This is a genomic window from Clostridium sp. CS1-1 (genome assembly GCF_056135525.1).
In genome coordinates this window covers 660,451-683,301 of the sequence record NZ_CM148680.1, presented here as the reverse complement: position 1 = coordinate 683,301, position 22,851 = coordinate 660,451, and the positions used below count along the sequence as shown (strand labels likewise).

The 22,851-nt window shown below is 36.0% G+C and carries 14 protein-coding genes, 3 rRNA genes and 1 pseudogene; 2 read left to right on the top strand and 16 right to left on the bottom strand.

All coding sequences use genetic code 11. The annotated features are described in order from the left end of the window. Nucleotides 1-20 precede the first annotated feature (20 nt). Nucleotides 21-329, bottom strand: a complete 309-nt coding sequence (locus tag AC0N0V_RS03020) for a winged helix-turn-helix transcriptional regulator (RefSeq protein WP_474462054.1) — start codon at nt 327-329, stop codon at nt 21-23. Between the two features lie 115 nt (nt 330-444). On the opposite strand from AC0N0V_RS03020, the gene AC0N0V_RS03015 reads away from it, so the two are divergent. Further along, the gene (locus tag AC0N0V_RS03015; RefSeq protein WP_474464422.1) at nt 445-558 is read left to right on the top strand and encodes a nucleotidyltransferase substrate binding protein; all 114 of its coding nucleotides are present in this window, start codon (nt 445-447) and stop codon (nt 556-558) included. Nucleotides 559-883: 325 nt separating this feature from the next. On the opposite strand, the gene rrf is transcribed toward AC0N0V_RS03015, so the two are convergent. The 3 genes from rrf to AC0N0V_RS03000 all read right to left on the bottom strand — a co-directional run bounded on the left by rrf (nt 884) and on the right by AC0N0V_RS03000 (nt 5,680). Further along, a 5S ribosomal RNA gene (rrf, locus tag AC0N0V_RS03010) occupies nt 884-1,000 on the bottom strand. A 36-nt stretch (nt 1,001-1,036) separates the two neighbouring features. Next, nucleotides 1,037-3,937 (bottom strand): 23S ribosomal RNA (locus AC0N0V_RS03005). Between the two features lie 236 nt (nt 3,938-4,173). Beyond that, a 16S ribosomal RNA gene (locus tag AC0N0V_RS03000) occupies nt 4,174-5,680 on the bottom strand. The 16S, 23S and 5S rRNA genes sit together here, the layout of an rRNA operon. A gap of 736 nt (nt 5,681-6,416) precedes the next feature. Here AC0N0V_RS03000 and AC0N0V_RS02995 point away from each other — a divergent pair. Further along, nucleotides 6,417-6,959, top strand: a complete 543-nt coding sequence (locus AC0N0V_RS02995) for a nitroreductase family protein (protein ID WP_474462053.1) — start codon at nt 6,417-6,419, stop codon at nt 6,957-6,959. 175 nt (nt 6,960-7,134) lie between these two features. Here the strand turns inward: AC0N0V_RS02995 and ilvD are convergent, their stop codons facing one another. The 12 genes and pseudogenes from ilvD to AC0N0V_RS02935 form a co-directional block, all read right to left on the bottom strand. Beyond that, a complete protein-coding gene (gene ilvD / locus AC0N0V_RS02990) occupies nt 7,135-8,856 on the bottom strand; it encodes a dihydroxy-acid dehydratase (RefSeq protein ID WP_474462052.1) in 1,722 nt (573 codons plus the stop codon). Nucleotides 8,857-8,865: 9 nt separating this feature from the next. After that, on the bottom strand, nt 8,866-9,867 hold the full coding sequence (locus AC0N0V_RS02985) for a sugar kinase (protein WP_474462051.1): 1,002 nt from the start codon (nt 9,865-9,867) through the stop codon (nt 8,866-8,868). Further along, complete coding sequence (locus AC0N0V_RS02980; RefSeq protein WP_474462050.1) at nt 9,867-10,487, bottom strand: bifunctional 2-keto-4-hydroxyglutarate aldolase/2-keto-3-deoxy-6-phosphogluconate aldolase; 621 nt, start codon at nt 10,485-10,487, stop codon at nt 9,867-9,869. Before AC0N0V_RS02980 ends, AC0N0V_RS02985 begins: the two co-directional genes overlap by 1 nt. 119 nt (nt 10,488-10,606) lie before the next feature. Beyond that, nucleotides 10,607-11,932 (bottom strand): 6-phospho-alpha-glucosidase, encoded by a 1,326-nt coding sequence (locus AC0N0V_RS02975; RefSeq protein WP_474462049.1) that lies wholly within the window; start codon nt 11,930-11,932, stop codon nt 10,607-10,609. A 67-nt stretch (nt 11,933-11,999) separates the two neighbouring features. Further along, nucleotides 12,000-13,588, bottom strand: a pseudogene (locus AC0N0V_RS02970) (PTS transporter subunit EIIC). Nucleotides 13,589-13,741: 153 nt separating this feature from the next. Next, on the bottom strand, nt 13,742-14,509 hold the full coding sequence (locus AC0N0V_RS02965) for a MurR/RpiR family transcriptional regulator (RefSeq protein WP_474462048.1): 768 nt from the start codon (nt 14,507-14,509) through the stop codon (nt 13,742-13,744). 229 nt (nt 14,510-14,738) lie between these two features. Beyond that, a complete protein-coding gene (locus AC0N0V_RS02960) occupies nt 14,739-16,133 on the bottom strand; it encodes a L,D-transpeptidase family protein (protein WP_474462047.1) in 1,395 nt (464 codons plus the stop codon). A gap of 251 nt (nt 16,134-16,384) precedes the next feature. Then, entirely contained in the window at nt 16,385-17,059 is a 675-nt protein-coding gene (locus tag AC0N0V_RS02955; RefSeq protein WP_474464421.1) for a response regulator, read from the bottom strand. 41 nt (nt 17,060-17,100) lie between these two features. Continuing rightward, complete coding sequence (locus AC0N0V_RS02950; RefSeq protein WP_474462046.1) at nt 17,101-18,696, bottom strand: ATP-binding protein; 1,596 nt, start codon at nt 18,694-18,696, stop codon at nt 17,101-17,103. A 297-nt stretch (nt 18,697-18,993) separates the two neighbouring features. Further along, the gene (locus tag AC0N0V_RS02945; RefSeq protein WP_474462044.1) at nt 18,994-19,965 is read right to left on the bottom strand and encodes a 2-keto-3-deoxygluconate permease; all 972 of its coding nucleotides are present in this window, start codon (nt 19,963-19,965) and stop codon (nt 18,994-18,996) included. Between the two features lie 113 nt (nt 19,966-20,078). After that, nucleotides 20,079-21,251, bottom strand: coding sequence for an NAD(P)-dependent malic enzyme (locus AC0N0V_RS02940; protein WP_474462043.1), 1,173 nt, complete (start codon nt 21,249-21,251; stop codon nt 20,079-20,081). A 323-nt stretch (nt 21,252-21,574) separates the two neighbouring features. Continuing rightward, the gene (locus AC0N0V_RS02935) at nt 21,575-22,321 is read right to left on the bottom strand and encodes a copper homeostasis protein CutC (protein ID WP_474462042.1); all 747 of its coding nucleotides are present in this window, start codon (nt 22,319-22,321) and stop codon (nt 21,575-21,577) included. Between the last annotated feature and the right edge of the window lie 530 nt (nt 22,322-22,851).

The following is a 22,851-nucleotide window of genomic DNA, read 5'->3' as shown; positions in this document are numbered from 1 at the left end:
CTGTTGCGTTAAATACTTAGTTAACTCCATTTTCCTGCCCATTTTTGAATTTCATCCATTGCAGCCTGCAATTCACACCCTTTTTCTGTAAGCTCATACTCTATACGTACAGGCGTTTCCGGATAAACTTTTCTAACAACAATTCCTTCCTTTTCTAGTTCCTTAAATCTTTCCGTAAGCATACGAGCACTCATATTAGGAATTGCATCTGCTATGTCAGAAAATCGCTTTTCTCCACTCAATAATGTTCTTATTATTAGTCCAGTCCACCTTTTTCCTAATAATTCAAAAGCGTTTTCAAATTTGGGACACATATGATATTTTTCCACCTTCACTCACCACCTGTCAATATTCTACCATACTTACTTAACAAAAGTAAGTTACTTATAATACTATATCATATACTGATTTATTATTCTCCTATTTGTCGAAACTTAAAAAGTAATTTTAAAACTAGATGAAAATAATGACTTATTAAGAGATGGTTTAATACAAAGCTTTCAGTTTGCTTTTGAACTTCCATGGAAAACACTTAAGATTTATTTTGAAAATGAGTGATTTCTTACATTTATAGTGAACAGTTAGCAGTAAAAATTTTCATAAGTATTAATAAAAAATATGCAGATACTTTTGCTCAGTTAGGAGAACAAATTAAAATAAGATTTTAATAATAAAATATTTAATAGCTTATATAAGAAAAAATACTAAACATAATGCTTAGTATTTTTTCTTACCTGGCATCTACCTACTCTTTCACATAGCCTACCGCTCAGTATCATCAGCACTGTAAAGCTTAACCGACCTGTTCAGAATTGGTATGTTATCCGGTTATTTCGATAAAAAAAGGAACACTAAGTATTAAACTCAGTGTTCCTTTTTACTTACCTAGCAGCGACCTACTCTTCCACACAGTCTCCCGTGCAGTACCATCGGCACTGTGAAGCTTAACCATCGTGTTCGGAATGGGAACGGGTGTAGCCTTCACGTCATAACCACTAGATTTGAGATGTTCTCTCAAAATTGCACAGTGATATATTAGGTCAAGCCCTCGACCTATTAGTATCAGTCAGCTGAACATGTTACCATGCTTACACCTCTGACCTATCAACCTTGTGTTCTTCAAGGGGTCTTACTAGCTTACGCTATGGGAAATCTTATCTTGAGGTGGGCTTCACGCTTAGATGCTTTCAGCGTTTATCCCGTCCCGACATAGCTACCCAGCTGTGCTCCTGGCGGAACAACTGGTGCACCAGAGGTCAGTCCATCCCGGTCCTCTCGTACTAAGGACAGCTCCTCTCAAATTTCCTACGCCCGCGACGGATAGGGACCGAACTGTCTCACGACGTTCTGAACCCAGCTCGCGTGCCGCTTTAATGGGCGAACAGCCCAACCCTTGGGACCTACTTCAGCCCCAGGATGCGACGAGCCGACATCGAGGTGCCAAACCTCCCCGTCGATGTGGACTCTTGGGGGAGATCAGCCTGTTATCCCCGAGGTAGCTTTTATCCGTTGAGCGATGGCCCTCCCACGAGGTACCACCGGATCACTAAGCCCGACTTTCGTCCCTGCTCCACTTGTTTGTGTCGCAGTCAGGCTCCCTTCTGCCTTTGCACTCTACGAACGATTTCCAACCGTTCTGAGGGAACCTTTGGGCGCCTCCGTTACTTTTTAGGAGGCGACCGCCCCAGTCAAACTGCCCACCTAACAATGTCCCGTGACCAGATTCATGGCCGCCGGTTAGAATCCCAGTACTGTCAGGGTGGTATCCCAAGGACGACTCCACAAAGGCTGACGCCTCTGCTTCGCAGTCTCCCACCTATCCTGTACAGACAATACCGAGACTCAATGCTAAGCTACAGTAAAGCTCTACGGGGTCTTTCCGTCCAATCGCGGGTAGCGAGCATCTTCACTCGCAATACAATTTCGCCGGATTTGTTGTCGAGACAGTGCCCAAGTCATTACGCCATTCGTGCGGGTCGGAACTTACCCGACAAGGAATTTCGCTACCTTAGGACCGTTATAGTTACGGCCGCCGTTTACTGGGGCTTAAGTTCACACCTTCGCTTGCGCTAAGTGTTCCCCTTAACCTTCCAGCACCGGGCAGGCGTCAGCCCCTATACATCAGCTTTCGCTTTAGCAGAGACCTGTGTTTTTGCTAAACAGTTGCTTGGGCCTATTCTCTGCGACCACCTTGCGGTGGCACCCCTTCTCCCGAAGTTACGGGGTCAATTTGCCGAGTTCCTTGACAACAATTCTTCCGCTGGTCTTAGGATTCTCTCCTCACCTACCTGTGTCGGTTTGCGGTACGGGCACCAGTTTACTCCATAGAGACTTTTCTTGGCAGCGTGGAATCAGATACTTCGCCCAAAAGGGCTCCCCGTAACACCTCAGCATTAACTAGACGGATTTGCCTATCTAGTCTGCCTAAGTGCTTAGACGCACATCCAATAGTGCGCACATCTTATCCTCCTGCGTCATCCCATTTGTAATAACGCAAACTGGTGGTATCGGAATATCAACCGATTGTCCATCACCTACGCCTTTCGGCCTCGGCTTAGGTCCCGACTAACCCTGAGCGGACGAGCCTTCCTCAGGAAACCTTAGGTTTTCGACCAATAAGATTCTCACTTATTTCTCGCTACTTATGCCAGCATACTCACTCCTGTACAGTCCACCGCTCCTTACGGTACGACTTCAACCCATACAGGAAGCTCCTCTACCACTCACCTTACGGTGAATCCATAGCTTCGGTGGTAAGTTTTAGCCCCGAACATCTTCGGCGCAGGATCTCTCGACTAGTGAGCTATTACGCACTCTTTAAATGAGTGGCTGCTTCTAAGCCAACATCCTAGTTGTCTTAGAAATCCCACATCCTTTTCCACTTAACTTACACTTTGGGACCTTAGCTGATGGTCTGGGCTGTTTCCCTTTTGACCACGGATCTTATCATTCGTAGTCTGACTGCTTTGATTCAAGTATATGGCATTCGGAGTTTGATAGGGTTCAGTAACTGTTGTCAGCCCCTAGCCCATTCAGTGCTCTACCTCCACTACTCATTCAAAACGCTAGCCCTAAAGCTATTTCGAGGAGAACCAGCTATCTCCGAGTTCGATTGGAATTTCTCCGCTATCCACAGCTCATCCCATGGTTTTTCAACACCAATGTGGTTCGGTCCTCCACGGAATTTTACTTCCGCTTCAACCTGTCCATGGATAGGTCACCCGGTTTCGGGTCTACGACATGCAACTTTTTGCCCTATTCAGACTCGGTTTCCCTTCGGCTACGTATCTTAAATACTTAACCTTGCTACACATCGTAACTCGCTGGCTCGTTCTACAAAAAGCACGTCGTCGCAGGTAAAACTGCTTCGACTGATTGTGGACACACGGTTTCAGGTTCTATTTCACTCCCCTTCCGGGGTTCTTTTCACCTTTCCCTCACGGTACTGCTTCACTATCGGTCACCAGTTAGTATTTAGCCTTGGGAGGTGGTCCTCCCTGCTTCCCACAAGGTTTCACGTGTCTCGTGGTACTCTGGATCAGATCTAGAAGTTTTCATTTTCATCTACAGGGCTGTTACCTTCTATGGCGGAGCCTTCCAGCTCTCTTCGATTAATTCCTACTTCCGTTTATGATCTGTCCGCAACCCCAGGAACAAGTTCCTGGTTTGGGCTCTTTCCCTTTCGCTCGCCGCTACTTAGGAAATCGATTTTTCTTTCTCTTCCTCCGGGTACTTAGATGTTTCAGTTCCCCGGGTCTACCTCTATAAACCTATGAATTCAGTTTACAGTACATAGCGTTAGCTATGTGGGTTGCCCCATTCGGAAATCTCCGGATCGCAGGCTATTTGCGCCTACCCGAAGCTTATCGCAGCTTATCGCGTCCTTCATCGGCTACTGGTGCCAAGGCATTCACCATGCGCCCTTTGTAGCTTGACCTTAAATCATAATTCTACAAAGGTATATATACCTTTAGCTTTACTTTGTTTATGTTAAATAACTTTCATTATTTAACGCTTATCACTGTGCAATTTTCAAAGAACAATATTGGAGATACACCTTATCATGCTAACTCTAATCGAGTCAACAGGAAAATGATCCCTCAAAATTAAACAGAGTGTAAACCAGAATTCCAATGTAACTAAAAACCTAAGTTTCTAGTTATTATTCCTTAGAAAGGAGGTGATCCAGCCGCAGGTTCTCCTACGGCTACCTTGTTACGACTTCACCCCAATCACTGACCCCACCTTCGGCCGCTGGCTCCTTACGGTTACCTCACGGACTTCGGGTGTTGCCAGCTCTCATGGTGTGACGGGCGGTGTGTACAAGGCCCGGGAACGTATTCACCGCGACATTCTGATTCGCGATTACTAGCAACTCCAGCTTCATGTAGGCGAGTTTCAGCCTACAATCCGAACTGGGATGAGTTTTTTAGTTTGGCTCCCCCTCGCGGGTTTGCATCTAATTGTACTCACCATTGTAGCACGTGTGTAGCCCTGGACATAAGGGGCATGATGATTTGACGTCATCCCCACCTTCCTCCCGGTTAACCCGGGCAGTCTCACTAGAGTGCTCAACTTAATGGTAGCAACTAATGATAAGGGTTGCGCTCGTTGCAGGACTTAACCTAACATCTCACGACACGAGCTGACGACAACCATGCACCACCTGTCTCCCTGCCCCGAAGGGCTTCCTCCATTACGAGTAATTCAGGGGATGTCAAGTCCAGGTAAGGTTCTTCGCGTTGCTTCGAATTAAACCACATGCTCCGCTGCTTGTGCGGGCCCCCGTCAATTCCTTTGAGTTTTAATCTTGCGATCGTACTTCCCAGGCGGAGTACTTATTGTGTTAACTGCGGCACAGAGGGTTGGACCCCCCTACACCTAGTACTCATCGTTTACGGCGTGGACTACCAGGGTATCTAATCCTGTTTGCTACCCACGCTTTCATGCCTCAGCGTCAGTTATGGTCCAGAGAATCGCCTTCGCCACTGGTGTTCTTCCTAATCTCTACGCATTTCACCGCTACACTAGGAATTCCATTCTCCTCTCCCACACTCTAGATATCCAGTTTGAAATGCAGCTCCCAAGTTAAGCCCGGGAATTTCACATCTCACTTAAATATCCGCCTACGCATCCTTTACGCCCAGTAAATCCGGACAACGCTTGCCACCTACGTATTACCGCGGCTGCTGGCACGTAGTTAGCCGTGGCTTCCTCCTTGGGTACCGTCATTATCGTCCCCAAAGACAGAGCTTTACAACCCGAAGGCCTTCATCACTCACGCGGCGTTGCTGCATCAGGCTTTCGCCCATTGTGCAATATTCCCCACTGCTGCCTCCCGTAGGAGTCTGGACCGTATCTCAGTTCCAATGTGGCCGATCACCCTCTCAGGTCGGCTACGCATCGTCGCCTTGGTGAGCCTTTACCTCACCAACTAGCTAATGCGCCGCGGGTCCATCTCAAAGCGGATTACTCCTTTAATTAGTTCTTCATGCGAAAAACTAATGTTATGCGGTATTAATCTCCCTTTCGGGAGGCTATCCCCCTCTTTGAGGCAGGTTACCCACGTGTTACTCACCCGTCCGCCGCTAATCCACCCCGAAGGGTTTCATCGCTCGACTTGCATGTGTTAGGCACGCCGCCAGCGTTCGTCCTGAGCCAGGATCAAACTCTCAATTTAAAAGTTTGCTTGCTCATTACTGTTTTGTTACTTTAAAAGTAACTCAAAGAATTGCTGGTTTATTTAAAACAAGTTTTACTTATCTTCACTCTGTTTAATTTTCAAGGATCATGTCGATTTAACTCGACTGCTCACATATCTTATCATTTCTATTTTGCTTTGTCAAGAATTTTTTTGATGTTTTTTATTTTCAATCTTTCTTGACAGCTTTTACATAATATCACAAACAAACACTTAGTGTCAACAACTTTTTAGTTATCGAATTTTGTTCATTTATTTACCGCTCATCAAGCGACGAATGTTATCTTAACATCTTTTACTTTACATATTATTAGTCTTAGCATCATCAATTTAAAGTTAACTTAATAATCCTTACTATCCCTCATATATGCTCAATATTAAATATATAGACACACCCGATTCAGTTTCTTTGCTGAATTGATATATTAACTATTTTATATAAATAATATTTCTCTAATATCAGACTTTTTTATTTTACTTTCTGGCAATACAACGTAATATAAGTATATAAACAAAATTTTTAGTATCAAAGGGATCGTTAACTCCATTTGATACTAAAAATTCGTTATCCATGGATACATCCGCTCCTTGCTCCAACTCTTGAAAAAGTAGAGAACCAATATCTTTGATTTGGTGATAATCACTTTCATAGAGTGCGGGGAAGTATTAGATCGGTTAGTCATCGGATAAATATTTAATATTGTGAGGTACATCTATGAATTTTTTAGAATTAGCTAAAGCCCGTCAGAGTGTTCGTGTATATTCTGATAAGCCTGTTGAAACAGAAAAAATAAACCGTTGCCTTGAGGCAGCTCGACTGTCTCCTTCTGCTTGCAATTCTCAGCCATGGAGGTTTATTATTGTTGATGCTCCAGAACTAAGAGATAAAGTTGCAAAATCAACATTTAATGAATTAGTTTCATTTAATAAATTTTCCTTAAAAGCTCCCCTTCTTGTTGTAGTTACTGCAAGCAAAGGAAATCTAAAAACAAAGGTAGGACAAATGATTACAAGTATTCCTTATTACCTTATAGATGTAGGAATTGCAGCTGAGCATTTTTGTCTTCAAGCCGCTGAAGAAGGTTTGGGTACATGTATGATGGGGTGGTTTAACGAGAAAGAAATAAAAAAGCATTTAGATATACCTAAAAATGAAATGGTTACGCTAATAATTTCTATGGGTTATGCTAAAGAATATAATACAAGAATTAAAAATAGAAAGCCCTTAGACGAAATATCTGAATTTTATTCAAAGTAGCATATATTTTATGCTTCTATTTCTACTTATGAATGAGTAATCCAATGAGGAGTATAGAAGAAAAACCCTCGGCATTCTTGTCGAGGGTTTCACTGTTAAAGGTGAAACATAGTAAGCTAAATCTACAAAATTTTGGAGAATTCGTAAACTTTATTGCCCTTACAACAACATAAATCTATAATTTTATTTTTATAACTCCACCTTCCATACCTGAGGTTGCCATACTTGTATACAGTCCAAGTACTCCCTTTGCATATTTAGGTGCCTTTGGTTTCCAATCTTTTTTTCTTTCATTTAATATATAAGCAACTTCTTCTAGGTTTTTTTCTTCTCCATTTATTCCTACAATATTTATACCTCTATGTTCTATATTTATATGAATTATATCTCCATCCTTAACAAAGGCTATTGGACCACCACTACTTGCTTCTGGCGATACGTGTCCTATTGCTGGTCCTCTAGTTGCTCCTGAGAATCTTCCGTCAGTTATTAAAGCTACTGTAGAATTTAACTTTTCATCTGATGCTATTGCCTCTGTTGTATAGAACATTTCAGGCATACCAGAACCTCTAGGTCCCTCATATCTTATAATCATAGCATCTCCTGGTTTAATGCTTCCACTTATTACTGCTTCAAAAGCTTCCTCCTCTGAGTCAAAAGCTCTAACTTTAAGTTTTATATCTTTCATTCCAGCAGGAAGACTTGAGTGTTTTACTACACAGCCTTCTGGAGCTATATTACCTTTTAATACCGACACAGCTCCACTTTTGTTGATTGGGTTTTCTGCATCGTATATAACTTCACTGTAGTCCATCTTAGGTGCTGATTTTAAGTATTCTCCATAGACTTCTTTGGCATCAAAAGCTTCTAGATTTTTTCCTAAGGTCTTTCCTGTTGCTGTAAGTACATCTAAATGAAGATATTTCTTTATTTTATTCATTATAGCTGGCACTCCACCTGCATAAAATATATAGTTAGCTGGCCAGTGTCCACTAGGTCTCACATTTAGTATAAAAGGAATTTCTCTATGAATTCTATCAAAGTCTTCTGGATTAATTTCTATTCCTAATTCCTTCGCAATTGCTGGTATATGAAGTAATGCATTAGTTGAACCTCCAATAGCAGCATGAACCATTATTACATTCTCAATAGATTTTTTATTTACTATATCCGAAACCTTAATTCCCTTTTCTATTAGGTTTATAAGGGCCTTTGAAGACTTTCTAGCATAAACCTTTAATATATCTGAAGTAGATGGAAGTAGCGCTGCACCAGGAAGTGCTAAGCCTAAGGCTTCACTAACTACTTGCATGGTAGCCGCTGTTCCCATAAACGAACATGCTCCACAGCTTGGACACGCGTTTTCTTTATAAGACTCATATTGTTCCTTAGTTATTTCCCCTCTTTTATGCATTGCACTATAGGTTCCTATTTGGTTTAATGTTAAAAGATTAGGTCCAGCATTCATAATTCCACCAGGAACAACTACAGAAGGTATGTTAACTCTGCACATAGCAACTAAGTTTCCCGGCATGCCTTTATCACAGCTTGCCACAAATACCCCTCCATCAAAGCCTGTGGCATTTGCATGTATTTCTATCATATTAGCAATTATCTCTCTAGATACAAGGGAATAATTCATTCCATCATGACCTTGAGCTTGACCATCACAGACATCTGTTGCATAATAATCTGCTGGTTTTGCCCCTAGGCTGTCTAATTCATACATGGCTTCATTAACTATTACATCTAAATGTGCACTTCCTGGATGACTTTTACCATAAGTACTCTCAACTATTACTTGTATTTTTTCTAGATCCTTAGTATCCCAGCCCATACCTCTTTTTAATGAATCCATTTCAGGAGCTATTTTTCTTACCTTTTGAGAATGTAACATTTTTCTCTCCTACCTATCTATAATATTTTTAGAGCATATTATTTTTTCTACATCACTAGGTTCTACTGCCATACTGTCACCTTTTATTGTGCACTTTAGAGTAGCCGATGCCACTCCAAAATCTAAGGCTTCCTTTAAAGTTTTCTCTTTCATTACTGAATAGATTACTCCAGCTACAAAAGCATCTCCACTTCCCACTCTCTCAGTCATTCTAGTAGTTGCTTTTATTGACTCTTCAAGGTTTTCTCCTAAACCATAGGCATAATAGCTATTGTTGTCTTCCTTATCATTTGTACGCTCTGTGTGAAATATATATTTAAATTGAAATTCACTTTTTAATTCCTTCATTCTTGCAAATATATCTTCTTTGGTAGAATTTTCTCTATCAAACATCTCTGTGTCTTCTTCGTTAACCATTATAGGCTCTATGCCAAAGCACATATCAGCATAAGGTGCAAGCTCTGTCATATATTTTTTAGCATCTATTGCACTACACATCTTACTTCTGAAGTTTAAATCTATACTTATAAATATATTTTTCCTTTTAGCCTCTTTAACTATTTCTCTAACTAAATTTCTAGAGTTTTCTCCTACTGCTAGGGTAATTCCACTAAAATGAAGCCAAGTTACTCCTTCTAAAACCTTAGAAATATCAATATCTTCAATTTTAAGTTCTGAAAAGCTGCTGTGCTTTCTATCATATATAACACTGCTGTTTCTGACTCCGGAACTTCTTTCTAGAAAATATAAACCTATCTTTTCTCCCTTTGTTACTATATTGCTTACATCTACTCCCAGTCCTCTAAAATATCTTTTTACATTTTCTGATAATGTGTTATCTGGAAGAGCAGATAGTATTGAACTTTCAATATCCCAGAAAGAAAGTGTAGAAGCTATATTAGCCTCTGACCCCCCAAAGAAATATTCAAACTCATTATTGTTATCATAAACGTCAAAAGCCTTTGGAGTAAACCTTACAAGTATTTCACCTATAGAAAGAAACCTTCCCATTATCTCTCACCTGCAACTTTCCCCATGAATCTTCTTGCCTTACCTGCGATTTTTTCATGTTCATTATTCGTGCCAGAAGTAAGTATACTTCCTATTCCTAAAGCATCTGCTCCACTGCTTAACCACTCTTCAATATTTTCCAAGTTAACTCCGCCAGTTACCATTACCCTTACATTCTTAATAGGTGCTTTTATAGCTTTAATGTATTTAGGACCTAATACCTCTCCAGGGAATAATTTTATAAGTTCTACACCTTCATTTAGGGCATTTACTACTTCTGTTGGTGTGAAGCATCCTGGTACGTAGTCTACCTTTTTATCCTGACAGTATTTATTAATAGAACTGTGAAAGTTAGGTCCTACTATAAACTGTGCTCCTGCTTGAATTGCTTCCTTTGCAGTATCTATATTTAAAACACTTCCTGCACCTATGACTACATCATCATACTTGTTCACCAAGCCTTTAATAATCTCTGATGCATCCTTATTTGTATAGGTAACTTCTATAATCTTTATGCCGCCATGGATGGCAGCCTTAATTATCGCCTCTGCTTCTTCTTTGTTGTTCCCTCTTATAACAGCTACTATTTTATTCTTAATTATCTTATCTAATATAGTCATAATATCCTCCTATAGAAACAAGCCCCACTTGATAGTGAAGCTTGTTTTATTAATAATCTATTTTGTCTCGTCTAATATAGGATTTAAACATTAATATGCAAAATTCCTATTTAAAACATTTATTTCAATTCTGGCCAATAGCCTTTATTAGCTTCTATAAGATCGTCTAATACTAATTTAGCAACTCTAGCACTTGGTACAGTTTTAGATAGAGTAAGTGCCTGCCATAGCTTTTGATAGCTCTTTTCTATCCATGCTTCAACAACTAATTTTTCTACGGACACTTGCTGCTCCATTAACCCCTTTTGGAATTGTGGAACCTCTCCTTGTGCTAAAGGTTCTGGTCCATCACTTCCAACAATACATGGTACTTCAACCATAGCAGTTGGATCAAAGTTAGCAATTGCTCCCTTATTTTCTACTATACATAACATTCTTTCGTGAGTATTGTAAGCAATTGCTCTAGCTAAATCTACTATAAAGGTTGCATGAGCATCAATGTGGAATTCCCCGCCTTTTGCTGTTTTATTCTTTACAATAGCTCTTGCTGCTTCAAATACATTTTTCTCTCTTCCATCCATTACTTCGTTTGCCCTAGAATATTCTCCATTAGAATGCTCTACAACATAATCTGGATATAGGTAGTATTTTAAATAAGTGTTAGGTAAGAATCTTGGATCTACTGCTAATAAATCCTTTGCCTTTTTATGAGTTTCCTGCCAGCTCGGATCAGTGTGTTGAGTTTCTACTTCCTTTACTGTTAGGTATCCATTTTCTGCAACATATTTCTTGATTCTATCTGTTAAATCATTTCCTTGTTTATCCTTAACGCTAGTCCACCAACCAAAGTGATTTAATCCAAAGTATTTAACTTCTAAATCACTTGGCTCCATATCCACAATACCAGCCATACGACGAAGTGTTCCTACTGGCATGTCACAGATATTTAAAACCTTTGAATTTGGCTTTAATCTACGGCAAGCTTCTGCAACAATAGAAGCTGGATTAGAGTAGTTAAGCATCCAACAGTTTGGTGAATACTTTTCCATTAAGTCTATTAACTCTAACATACCGCCTATACTTCTCATTCCGTAAGCAATTCCTCCTGGTCCGCAAGTTTCCTGACCAACTAATCCATACTTTAGAGGAATCTTTTCATCTTTCTCACGCATTTCATATTTTCCTACACGAATATGAGCCATACAGAAATCCACATCAGTAAATGCCTCTTCTGGATCTGTAGTATAAGAAAATTCAATATCCGGCGCATTTTCTTTTAATACTATCTCTAAGGCTTCGCCAATAACACTTTGACGCTCACCATCATTATCATATAATTTTAATTTTCTAATCGGAAAACGGTGTACATTATCTAATAGCATCATAACTATTCCTGGAGTAAAAGTACTTCCTCCTCCTGCAATAACAATAGAATGTTTTTTCATATATATTACCTCTTTCCTTCAATTTATTTTATTCCCCAACTACCCTAATACTTTATCTAAATTAAAACTATTCTCCTACAATTCCTAAAGCTTCATCTACCATAGATCTAATTCTAGTTACCTGTAATCCGTAAATCACCTGAACATTTTCACCTTTTTTAATTACTCCTGCTGCACCTGTTCCTTTTAATGTGCTTTCATCAACCTTTGATGTATCTTCAAGAATCAATCTTAATCTTGTATAACAGTTATCTACTTTTTTAATATTTTCTTTTCCACCTAATGCTTCTATTATTACAAGTGCTTCATTGCCTGAAGCTTTTGTTTCTGTTTCTTTTTCTGCTACTGCTTTATTTTTATAATCATTTTTGCTGTAAAGTTTAACTTCTTCAGTACTATCTTCCCTTCCAGTAGTCTTTAAATTAAGTTTAACTATTAAGAATCTAAATATTACATAGTAAACTGCAAACTGTGCAATTCCTACTAGAATAAACATAGGCCAACCTGTTTTTGCTATACCTAATGGTAGGTTATATAATAGGAAGTCTATAAGTCCGTTAGGCCCTATTGCTCTTACATTTAATATATTTAAAGCAACCATTCCAAGTCCGCTTAATACTGCGTGTACTCCAAACAATATCGGTGCTGTGAACAGGAATGAGAACTCGATAGGTTCTGTTACCCCCGCTATTATTGATGTTACTGCTGCTGGAATAAGTATTGCTTTAGCTTTCTTTTTCTTATCAGCATCTGCTGTATGATAAAGTGCTAGACACGCTCCTACTAGACCAAACATTTTTGACAATCCTCTAGCATCCCATATAACTGTGCTAGATAATACCTTGATTGAAGGATCTGCAATTTGCGCAAAGTAAATGTTTCTTGCTCCTTCTATAACCTTTCCTCCTATGGTTTCTATTCCTCCAAGCTGAGTATATAGGAATGGAGTATAAACTAAGTGATGTAATCCTGTTGGAATTAAAAGTCTTTCTAACATTCCATACATAAATATTCCGAAGTTACCAGACTTTTGTATATAGTATCCTAAGCTTGATATTCCGAGCTGTACTGTTGGCCAAACATAAGAAAGTGTAACCGCTAATACAACAACTACCGGAATTAGTATTAAGAATACTAGTCTTGAACCTCCATATATCTGGAAAGCTCCATTAAATTCTTTTTTACAGTACTTGTATGAAAATAAGCTACAACTATACCTAAAATTATTCCTAAGAAAACTCCCATGTCCAGAACTTGCGTTCCAAGTACCACTGCCTGACCAGACCCTCTTAATTTATCAACTGGAACTAATTTACCTGATAAACTAAGAAAGATATTCATAGCATTATTGAATATAAAATAAACTAAAACCGATGTAAACCCAGCTTCTGCTTTTTTCTCTTTTGCAAGTCCTACTGCTAAACCTACACAGAATATTATTCCAAGGTTAGCTAGTATAGGCACTAATGATCCAGAAAGTATTTTACCAAATCCAAATATTAAGTTATTTTTTAGAAATGGTGCATATTGAGCTAACTTAGCATTTGTTAATATGTTTCCAAATGCTATCAGTATACCTACTATTGGAAGTATTAATACTGGAATAAACATAGCTTTTGAGAATCTTTGCATGGCATTCATAATCTTATCCTTCATAATTTTCACCTCTTAATTACTTTATTTTTTTACAGCTTTGATTACTTAATTCCTTTTACAGCTTTATTATATATACGTTTTCACTTTTTCGAAATGGATTTCAAACATGAAGAAACCTGTTAGCATAAAAGATAACAGGTTCCTCAAATTAGATTATTTATTTACTTTTATTTCCTTTTTTGTTTCTTCATAGTATCTATAAATTAAGTATTCCATAAACATAATCATATTTGCAAAAAATGAGTTAGGTAATAAATTGCTGTCATCTAGTTTATGCATATCAAATATCTTAAAAGAAATATTAGAAAGAACTGAAACACTATTATCAACTTCCTTTGTAAAAGAAACAACTAATTTATTTTTCTTCTTTGCTATTTGAACCTTATCTAATACCTCTTTAGTTTCCCCAGATTTTGATATTACTATTAGCATTTCCATATCTTCTAGATTATTTTCAAAACTGCCTATAGAATCTATTAATATACTTTTTATTCCTATGCCTAGCAGCTTTTTGTTAAAATATTCTCCAGCTATTTTAGAAGACCCTCTTGCATAAATAAAGATATACTTTCCTGTTCCTTTTGATAGTAGTTCTACAAATCTTGTTATGTGGTCTTCTTCTATATACTTGGATAAAAAATTAATATCTGTGCCTATTAATGCCTCTGACTTTTCTGTAACTCCTGTATTGCTGCTATCTACTAGAGGAACTATGTTATAAATCATATCAATAAATCCGGTAAAACCTAGTTTTTTTGAAAGCCTCATGATTGTAGATGTAGAGGTGTAGTTTTCAGCTGCAACGCCTCTGACGCCAATATCCATAACAGAGTCAATATTATTAATTATATATTTGAGTACTTGCTCTTCTAGAGCTGTAATTTTTTTATTATTAACTATTTTGCTTAAATCAACTTTCATTCTTTTACCATCCTCTAGTTAATATATAGATTTAAATAAGTAATTTGCTAAACTCCTCACACCTATATAATATAAGCGAATAACCTTTTTCTTTCTATTCTTTGTTAACTTATTACTTTCTATGTGCTCTATATTTACCACCTCATTAAATAGAACTCTTTCACCTTTAGTTTTTAGTTGGATAAAATTCACCAGTACTACGAAGCTTCCTCCTCCCCCTATATAGTAGCTAATAATAACAAATAACTGGATATCCTTCTTCAATATTATCATATATTGCTTTTGCTAAATAGTATGGTGAATTTATACAACCATGTGAACCATTTGTCTTATATATATTTTCCCCAAACTCACTTCTCCAACTTGCATCATGAATTCCAATTCCGCCATTAAACGGCATCCAAAAATCAACAGGAGCACTGTAGTCTTGACCTTTTAAGATAGTGTTTCTTTGTTTATATTTCAAACTATAGATTCCCCCAGGTGTTGAGTGATTACTACTTACATTACCTGTAACAATATCACCTTGTACTATAAGCACACCATTTTTATAAAACCACAAATGTTGTTTTGTCATATCTATCTCTACATAAACACTTCCAATATCATCATTACCATAAGATAGTGCTGTTTTAATATATGTTGGTTCTTTGGTTATAGTTTGTCCTTTTTTTATAACTGAAATTAAATCTTGTATTTCTTTAGCAGTGTTAATCGACCAGCCATAATCACCACCACTAATATTTATTGCAGTTCTTGATGCTGTAACAAAGCTCCTTGTCTTACCAATTGTGTTATATTTATTAAAAAGTGTATTCATATAATTCTTTACCTTTTCCTCCTCAACTACAACCTCAAGATTTTGATTAACATTAATCCATTTATTTATTATCAAACCGTCTATAGTTTCCTTAAGTTCCCCAAAAGTATAAGTAACTTTTGAAGACGTATACTTATTAAGAGTATTTTTAATTCCAATAATTTTTGGTGAATTTGCAGTATAGTTAGGGCGTATATAACAATCATTTGATTCTAAATCCATTATTGTCTCTTTTTTAAGTATTGCTTTTACCACGCAATCATATAGAATATCTTTATTTACCTTGTTTCCATTTACTTCACTTACAATCACATATCCGCTCTCTGTATATTTGAAGCTAGGATTTTTAGGTTCAATTATATTGCTACTATCAAAACAAGAGAGTTTATTCACCTTTTCTTTCAACAGTTTACTATCAAATGAAACTCCATCTGTTATTTTAGAATCTTCTGTATTAAAAATTACTAAAGCCCACTTAAAAGGATTCTGCCTATCTTTAAAACTCTTGTATTGTCCACCAGAATTATACTTTAAACCAATATCAATCGCTCTAATTTTTTCGCTTTTACCACCTCGTCCTTTTAAATTCAAAACATATGCCTGTAGTTCAGATGTCATTTGTTCTTTTACTTCCTCTACAGTTTTACCTGAAATATTAACGCCGTTAATTTCGGAGCCGAAATAAAAATGATTCATAAAGTATATTGTCATACCAAAATATATAATAAGTAAAGTACAAAGAGAAGTTATAATACCTATTGTAATTTTATTTCTTTTATTTTCTTCTTTTTCCGTGATACCCATCCCCTTTATAATCACAATAAAAATTTAAAATTAATACTTTTAGATTAATAAACTTTATATAAATGAAGCATACGTTTAATTTTATGTTGTAGTGTTTTTACTTAAAACAATTATTATTAATATTACTTATAAATATATGATTTTTAAAATATTACACTACTTTGATTTTCCAATAAAATACTAAAAGCCCTTGAAATCAAGAGCTTTTTATTGTATAAAAGTAATAGTATTCATTTTATAGATGTATAGCATTAAATTTTGTGGTATTTATGTTGGGGTCTGCCTACTTTACCGTATTCAACTAGCTTTTCTACTTTATTTTCTTTTTCCATATATTCAAGATATCTTCTAACTGTTACTCTTGCTATCCCTAATTTTTCTGCTAGGTCCTCTGCTGTAAAATCCTCATAATTACTCTTTTCCATTTCATCCCATATAGCTCTATAGGTATATTTATTAAGCCCCTTGGCAAAATCATCTTCATTTTGAGAAACATTTGAACTAGATACTAGCTTATCTAAGTCTTTTTGTTCAATTACATCATTTTTTTTAAATTGATAATACCTACTCTTAAATTGAATAAGTGATTCTTTAAATCTTTCAAAACTAAAAGGCTTTATAAGATAATCTACAGCTCCACCTCTAAAAGCTTCCTGTACTCTTTCAATAGATTTATCTGCTGTAATTAAAATAATATCTATATCTATCTCTTGTCCCCTTATCCACTTCAAGAAATCGATCCCATTTTCTTTAGGAAGATATACATCAAGTAATATTAAATCTGGCTTTTTAATAGATATAAATTTTTTTGCATCATCAAGATTAGAAACTGCTTTATACAAAGTAAATCCTTCTATTCTTTTTAAAAACTTGGAATTTATTTCCCTAACCATAGGATCATCTTCAACAATCATTACTTCAATCAAGCTTATTCCTCCTTTTACCCATAAAAGCCCATTTAGTGCTTTTACCTCTTTGTCATTGGTATATTTATATCCCAATGAACACCTTCATCCACATCAAAGTTTATTGTGCCGTTAAGCTCATCAATTATTTTCTTTATAATATACATGCCCTGTCCACGCTGCCCTTCTTTTGTTGAGAACCCTTGCTCATATATTTTTTCTCTATGCTCTAATGGAATTCCACCACCGTTATCTTTCACTTTTATACTTAAGAAATCCTCATTTTCAACTATTTTTATATATATAAATCCAGACCCATCATACTTAACTTCATCTAGAGAATTTTCTATTAAATTTCCTACAACTGATACAATTTCTTCAGAAGTCATGTACTGAGGTAACTTCGTAAGCTTTGAATTTTCATCTATTTGTAGCTTAACCCTACACTCTTCAGCTTTATTATACTTTGACAGCAATAGAGCTGATAATGAAGCATCTTTTATATTTTCCGTTAAAATATTACTTATGTTGCTTCTTACTTTTGCTACATCTGATATAAATTGTAGAGCTTCCTCGTATTCTTCCAGTTGTATAAGTCCTGCTATGGTATGAAGCTTATTCATAAATTCATGATTTTGAGCTCTTAAGGACCAGGTCATTTTTTTAATACCAGTGAGCTCTTCTGCCATTTTGGTTACCTCTGTTTTATCCCTAAAGCTGGCAATAGCTCCTACAACCTTCCCTCTATTCATTATAGGAACTCTATTAGTCATTATTATGGTATTATTTATCCTCTGCTCTTCTTCAAATTCAGATTCCCCTGTTTCTAGTACATTAATCAAACGAGTATTGGGAATAACCTCTTCTACATTCTGGCCTATAATTTGCTCATCATTAAGACTATTTCCAAAATGTAATATATTTAAAGCTGAATCATTTATAAGAGTAATTCTACCTCTATGGTCAACAGCTATTAACCCTTCATGAATAGCATCAAGAATTCCCATCTTTTCATTATAAAGTTTTGTTATTTCCTCAGGCTCAAGTCCCAGCAAAGTATTCTTTATGTTACTTGCCAGTAAGAACGCCCCTATTATACCTACTATAAGCCCACCAAAACCAATTAAAATTATATATAAAATAGCTGTATGCTTAGCTGCTTCAATGCTGTGAGTAAGTGTACCTACAGAAACAAAGCCTATTTCTCTCTTATCTTCCACATCATATATTGGAGTAAAAGCCCTCAAAGATTTTCCGAGGGTCCCTGTGGCTTCAGAAATATATGTTTCTCCCTTTTGAACTACTCTATACTGATCTCCTCCAACAAACTTTTTTCCTATCATTTCAGGGTTGGGATGAGAATATCTTACCCCCTCACTATCCGCTACAATTATATACTCAATCTGTTCTAAATTTTTAAGTTGTATATTAACATAAGGTCCAATCTTTCTGCTGGGATCCTTAGCCTCCAGTGCATCTACTATCTCTCTAGAATGTGCTACCATCTCAGCTACATTCATAATATTAGTTCTAGCCTTGCTTTCAATATTTCCAGTCATCCATGAAACGACAAAAGAAATAATTATGGATATAGAAACAAACACTACTGTGATAATTAATAGGGTAATCTTTGTTTGCAGCTTCATTGCCTTTTTCATATTCACCACCTCAACCTTAATATGCGTAAATTTAAATTTTATAATTAAAAAGTTTAAAACACGAAATCATGGAAGAGCATACATACAGATAGAAGGATTAATATAGGAGTAGATACTTCAATCCTATTATATAGCACTTCTTTCATTGTTGTCTTCCATTGTTCCGTGTTTAATTTAACACCCATCTAATACATTTTATTTAGCCTTAAGCTTATGCTAAACCTAATATACATAAATTAACTTTAATTTAATATTATAAAATATTTCTTAATCAAATTTATAATAATTATTTTTTCGTTATGCAATAGCTTCTTTGTTTAATTTTTTCATCTTACTATTTCTCATCATTTTAAATACATAAGAAACAATAAATGGGCAAATTATAGCAGATACTACACATGCTGCTGCAACTTGAGCAGTAGCTACTGTTGCTACAACAGCTAATGCTGGGTCTGCAGCTGCAACAGCAGCTGGTGTTGCTACAGCGTTTCCTGCAGTTGATCCTGTTGCAAGTCCAATTATAGGCTCTTCTTTAAATATCTTGAGAAGTATATAAGCTCCTATTCCAGTAAAGGCAGCTATTATTCCTAGTATTATACCAGGGCCTCCAGCTTTTACTATAGTTTCAAGGTTCATTCCTGCTCCTAGTGGGAATGAGAAGAATGGAATTAATAATAATTTACTGCTTCCAAGGAACTTTCTCATATCATCATCAAGATTTCCTAAAATCATTCCTATTACTATTGGAATTAATACTGCTAAAAGTGCCTTAAAAGGAACTTGAGCAAGTCCTGATGCACCTAATGCAACTAGTGTAAAGAATGGACCATCTTTTATAGACAATAAAGCATATGCCCCTACGTCAGTTTCATCACCATATTGTGAAGCAAGTGATGCATATAATCCACCATTACAGTTTGTTAAAGCTGAAAGGATTGCTAGTGGTGATAAACCTAATACTCCAGCAGGTCCAAAAACCTTTCCTACAAATATACCAATACCAGCACCTACTATAAATTTACCTGTAATTAATAGTGCACCCTTTTTTAATGCTTTTGGTGCTAATTTAAAGTGGATTTGTGAACCAATTAAGAACATAAAACAAGCCAAAATTGGTGTTGATGCGGCTGGCCCAAATAATCCTGTTGTAAAACCACCAATTTTTAAAAACTGTGGGAAAAATGTATTAGTTAATACTCCTAAGAATAGTGGAACAACCATCATACCGCCTGGAATTTTATCTATCGTCTTCTTAATAGGAATTTGCATTTTTATCCCTCCATTTATTTTTTCTTTTGACCGCTTGCTGAATTCAGCAAGCAGTTACTTAGCTAACTTTTTCTTAGTTAACCCTTTATACTTTGCTCATCTTAGAATAGTTATTATAATCTTGCTACACCAGTTTCTCTAGCTGCCCTAGCAATAGATTCTGCTACGTTAGCTGCTATTTTTCTATCTAATGCGCTTGGTATTACATTGTCCTCGTTTAGTTCTTCATCGCCTATACTGTTAGCTATTGCATAAGCTGCAGCAATTTTCATTTCTTCGTTTATTTCTTTTGCCCTAACATCTAATGCTCCTCTAAATATTCCTGGGAAAGCAAGTACATTATTAATTTGATTAGGGAAATCTGAACGTCCTGTACCAATAACTTTTACTCCTGCAGCCTTTGCAACCTCAGGCATTATTTCAGGCGTTGGGTTTGCCATAGCAAATACTATGGAATCTTTATTCATTGTCTTTACCATTTCAGGCTTTAATATTCCTGGAGCAGAAACCCCTATGAATACATCTGCTCCAACTAGTGCATCAGCTAAGCTTCCTTTTATATTGTCTGGATTTGATATTTCTGCTAAGGCAGTTTTTGCATCATCGATCTTTTCCATTCCTCTATAAAGAATTCCTACTTTATCTACAGCAATTAGATTTTTAACTCCTGATGAAATTAAAAGCTTTGATATAGCTGTTCCAGCTGCTCCAGCACCATTTACTACAACTTTTATATCTTCAAGTTTCTTTCGAACAATTTTTAGCGCATTTATAAGACCTGCCATAACTACAATAGCTGTACCGTGTTGATCATCATGGAACACTGGTATATCGAGAATTTTCTTTAGTTTCTCCTCTACTTCGAAGCACCTAGGTGCTCCTATATCTTCTAGATTAATTCCACCAAAACCAGGAGCTATAAGTTTAACAGCATTAACAATCTCATCAACATTTTGGGTATCTAAGCATATAGGAAATGCGTCAACGTTTGCAAATTCTTTAAAAAGTACTGCTTTTCCTTCCATAACTGGTAATCCAGCCTTTGGTCCTATGTTTCCTAGACCAAGTACTGCTGATCCATCTGTAACTACAGCTACTATGTTTCCTTTAGAAGTATACTTGTACACGTTTTCTTCATCCTCATGAATTTTTCTACATGGTTCCGCAACACCTGGAGTGTATGCAAGACTTAAATCATCTCTTGTTTCTACCTTTACTTTTGACACTACACTTATCTTACCTTTATTTTCTTCATGAAGCTTTAAGCTCTCTTCAAAATAATTCATATTTAATACCTTCCCTTCATTACTTTATATTAAGCTTTGTAATCGTTTATCATGAGTAAATGATAACATCAACCTTTAATTATTAAAATATTTTAAACTTTAAAAACATATTATGGTCATAAAGAATACTTTGTTGTATACTTAACAATTTATATGCTATAGAGTAAGGATTAACTTTTATGACTTACTCCTTATGAAAAAATACATATTAAATATAAAAAACTCAATCATTTGTGGCATGGTTCACCTCTAATAATACTGTAACAAATTCAAAAAAGAGAAGAAAACCCTCGATATAACAGTCGAGGGTCTCATTTTTTAATTTAAATTTTACATTTGTTTACCAATTCCTTAACTAGGTTAGAATCCACTACATCGTAACCATAAGCATCATTACTATATGCATAACTAACATGATTTTTAGTTGTAGTTTTATCTTCTAACCATTCTTTACAAGAACTATGAACTTGATTAATACCGGTAGACTCTATAATATCTTTAACATTACCAGCATTAATTCCGCTACCTGCTAGTATTTGAATTTTATCTCCATACCCTTCCTGTAAATTCTTTAACAGATCCAATGCCTGAATAGCTTTTTCTTGTAAACCACTAGTTAAAACACGATCTACACCTAGTCTAATTAAAGTCTCTATTGCTTCATATGGATCATTAACACAATCAAATGCTCTATGAAATACCACTTCTTTTTCCTCACCATAAGATTTAACTATATCAGCCACTTCTTTTGTCTGAAAAACATCGATATTACCTTTATCATCTAAGCACCCAAATGCGATTCCATCTGCTCCATGCTCCATCATAATTTTTACATCCAATAATAGAGTTTCATAATCTTCCTTCCCATAACAAAAACCAGCGCCTCTAGGCCTTGCCATGCAAATAACCTTTAAATTTGTATTTTTTTTCGTCAAAACAAGACTAGCAATACTAGGTGTTAATCCCCCCATATGCAAAGCGCTATTTAATTCTACTCTATCGGCTTTTCCTTTATAAGCTTGTATACAATCATAATAACTTCCACAGCATATTTCCACTATTTTACTCATAACTTTCACCTCTTTTATTTAACATTCTATCCCTCTTCTCCACTATTACCATTAAAGCGAATAAGTCTTCTTTAAACTATTATACATTAATACTGTAAACATAATCTTGAATACATTTCCTAATACTAGGAAATCAAAACTATTAAATATTTAGCGAAGGTTCCTCTTGTGATGTTTATCTACTATTTATTTGTATTAAAACAAATTGTTTTAATACAAATAAATAAAGCTGTACATGATAACTCAATTATTATTATTCTAGTTTATTAACGAAAATAGTTAAGGAAATAGTGATTTCGCTTGTTTCTACAACAAAAACAAGGAATTACTACTAATCCATTTTCACTCGTAGTAATTCCTTGTTTTTTATTATTAAAAGTTTCTAAATCCCTGATATCATTCATTTATCTTAACAACGGCTTTCATATCTAGTGTTCATTATCTAAGATTATTATACTTTATTTTTTTATAATATATTATACCTTTATATACCTTGAAAACACTAAACTCTAACAACTTTAAAAAATTTA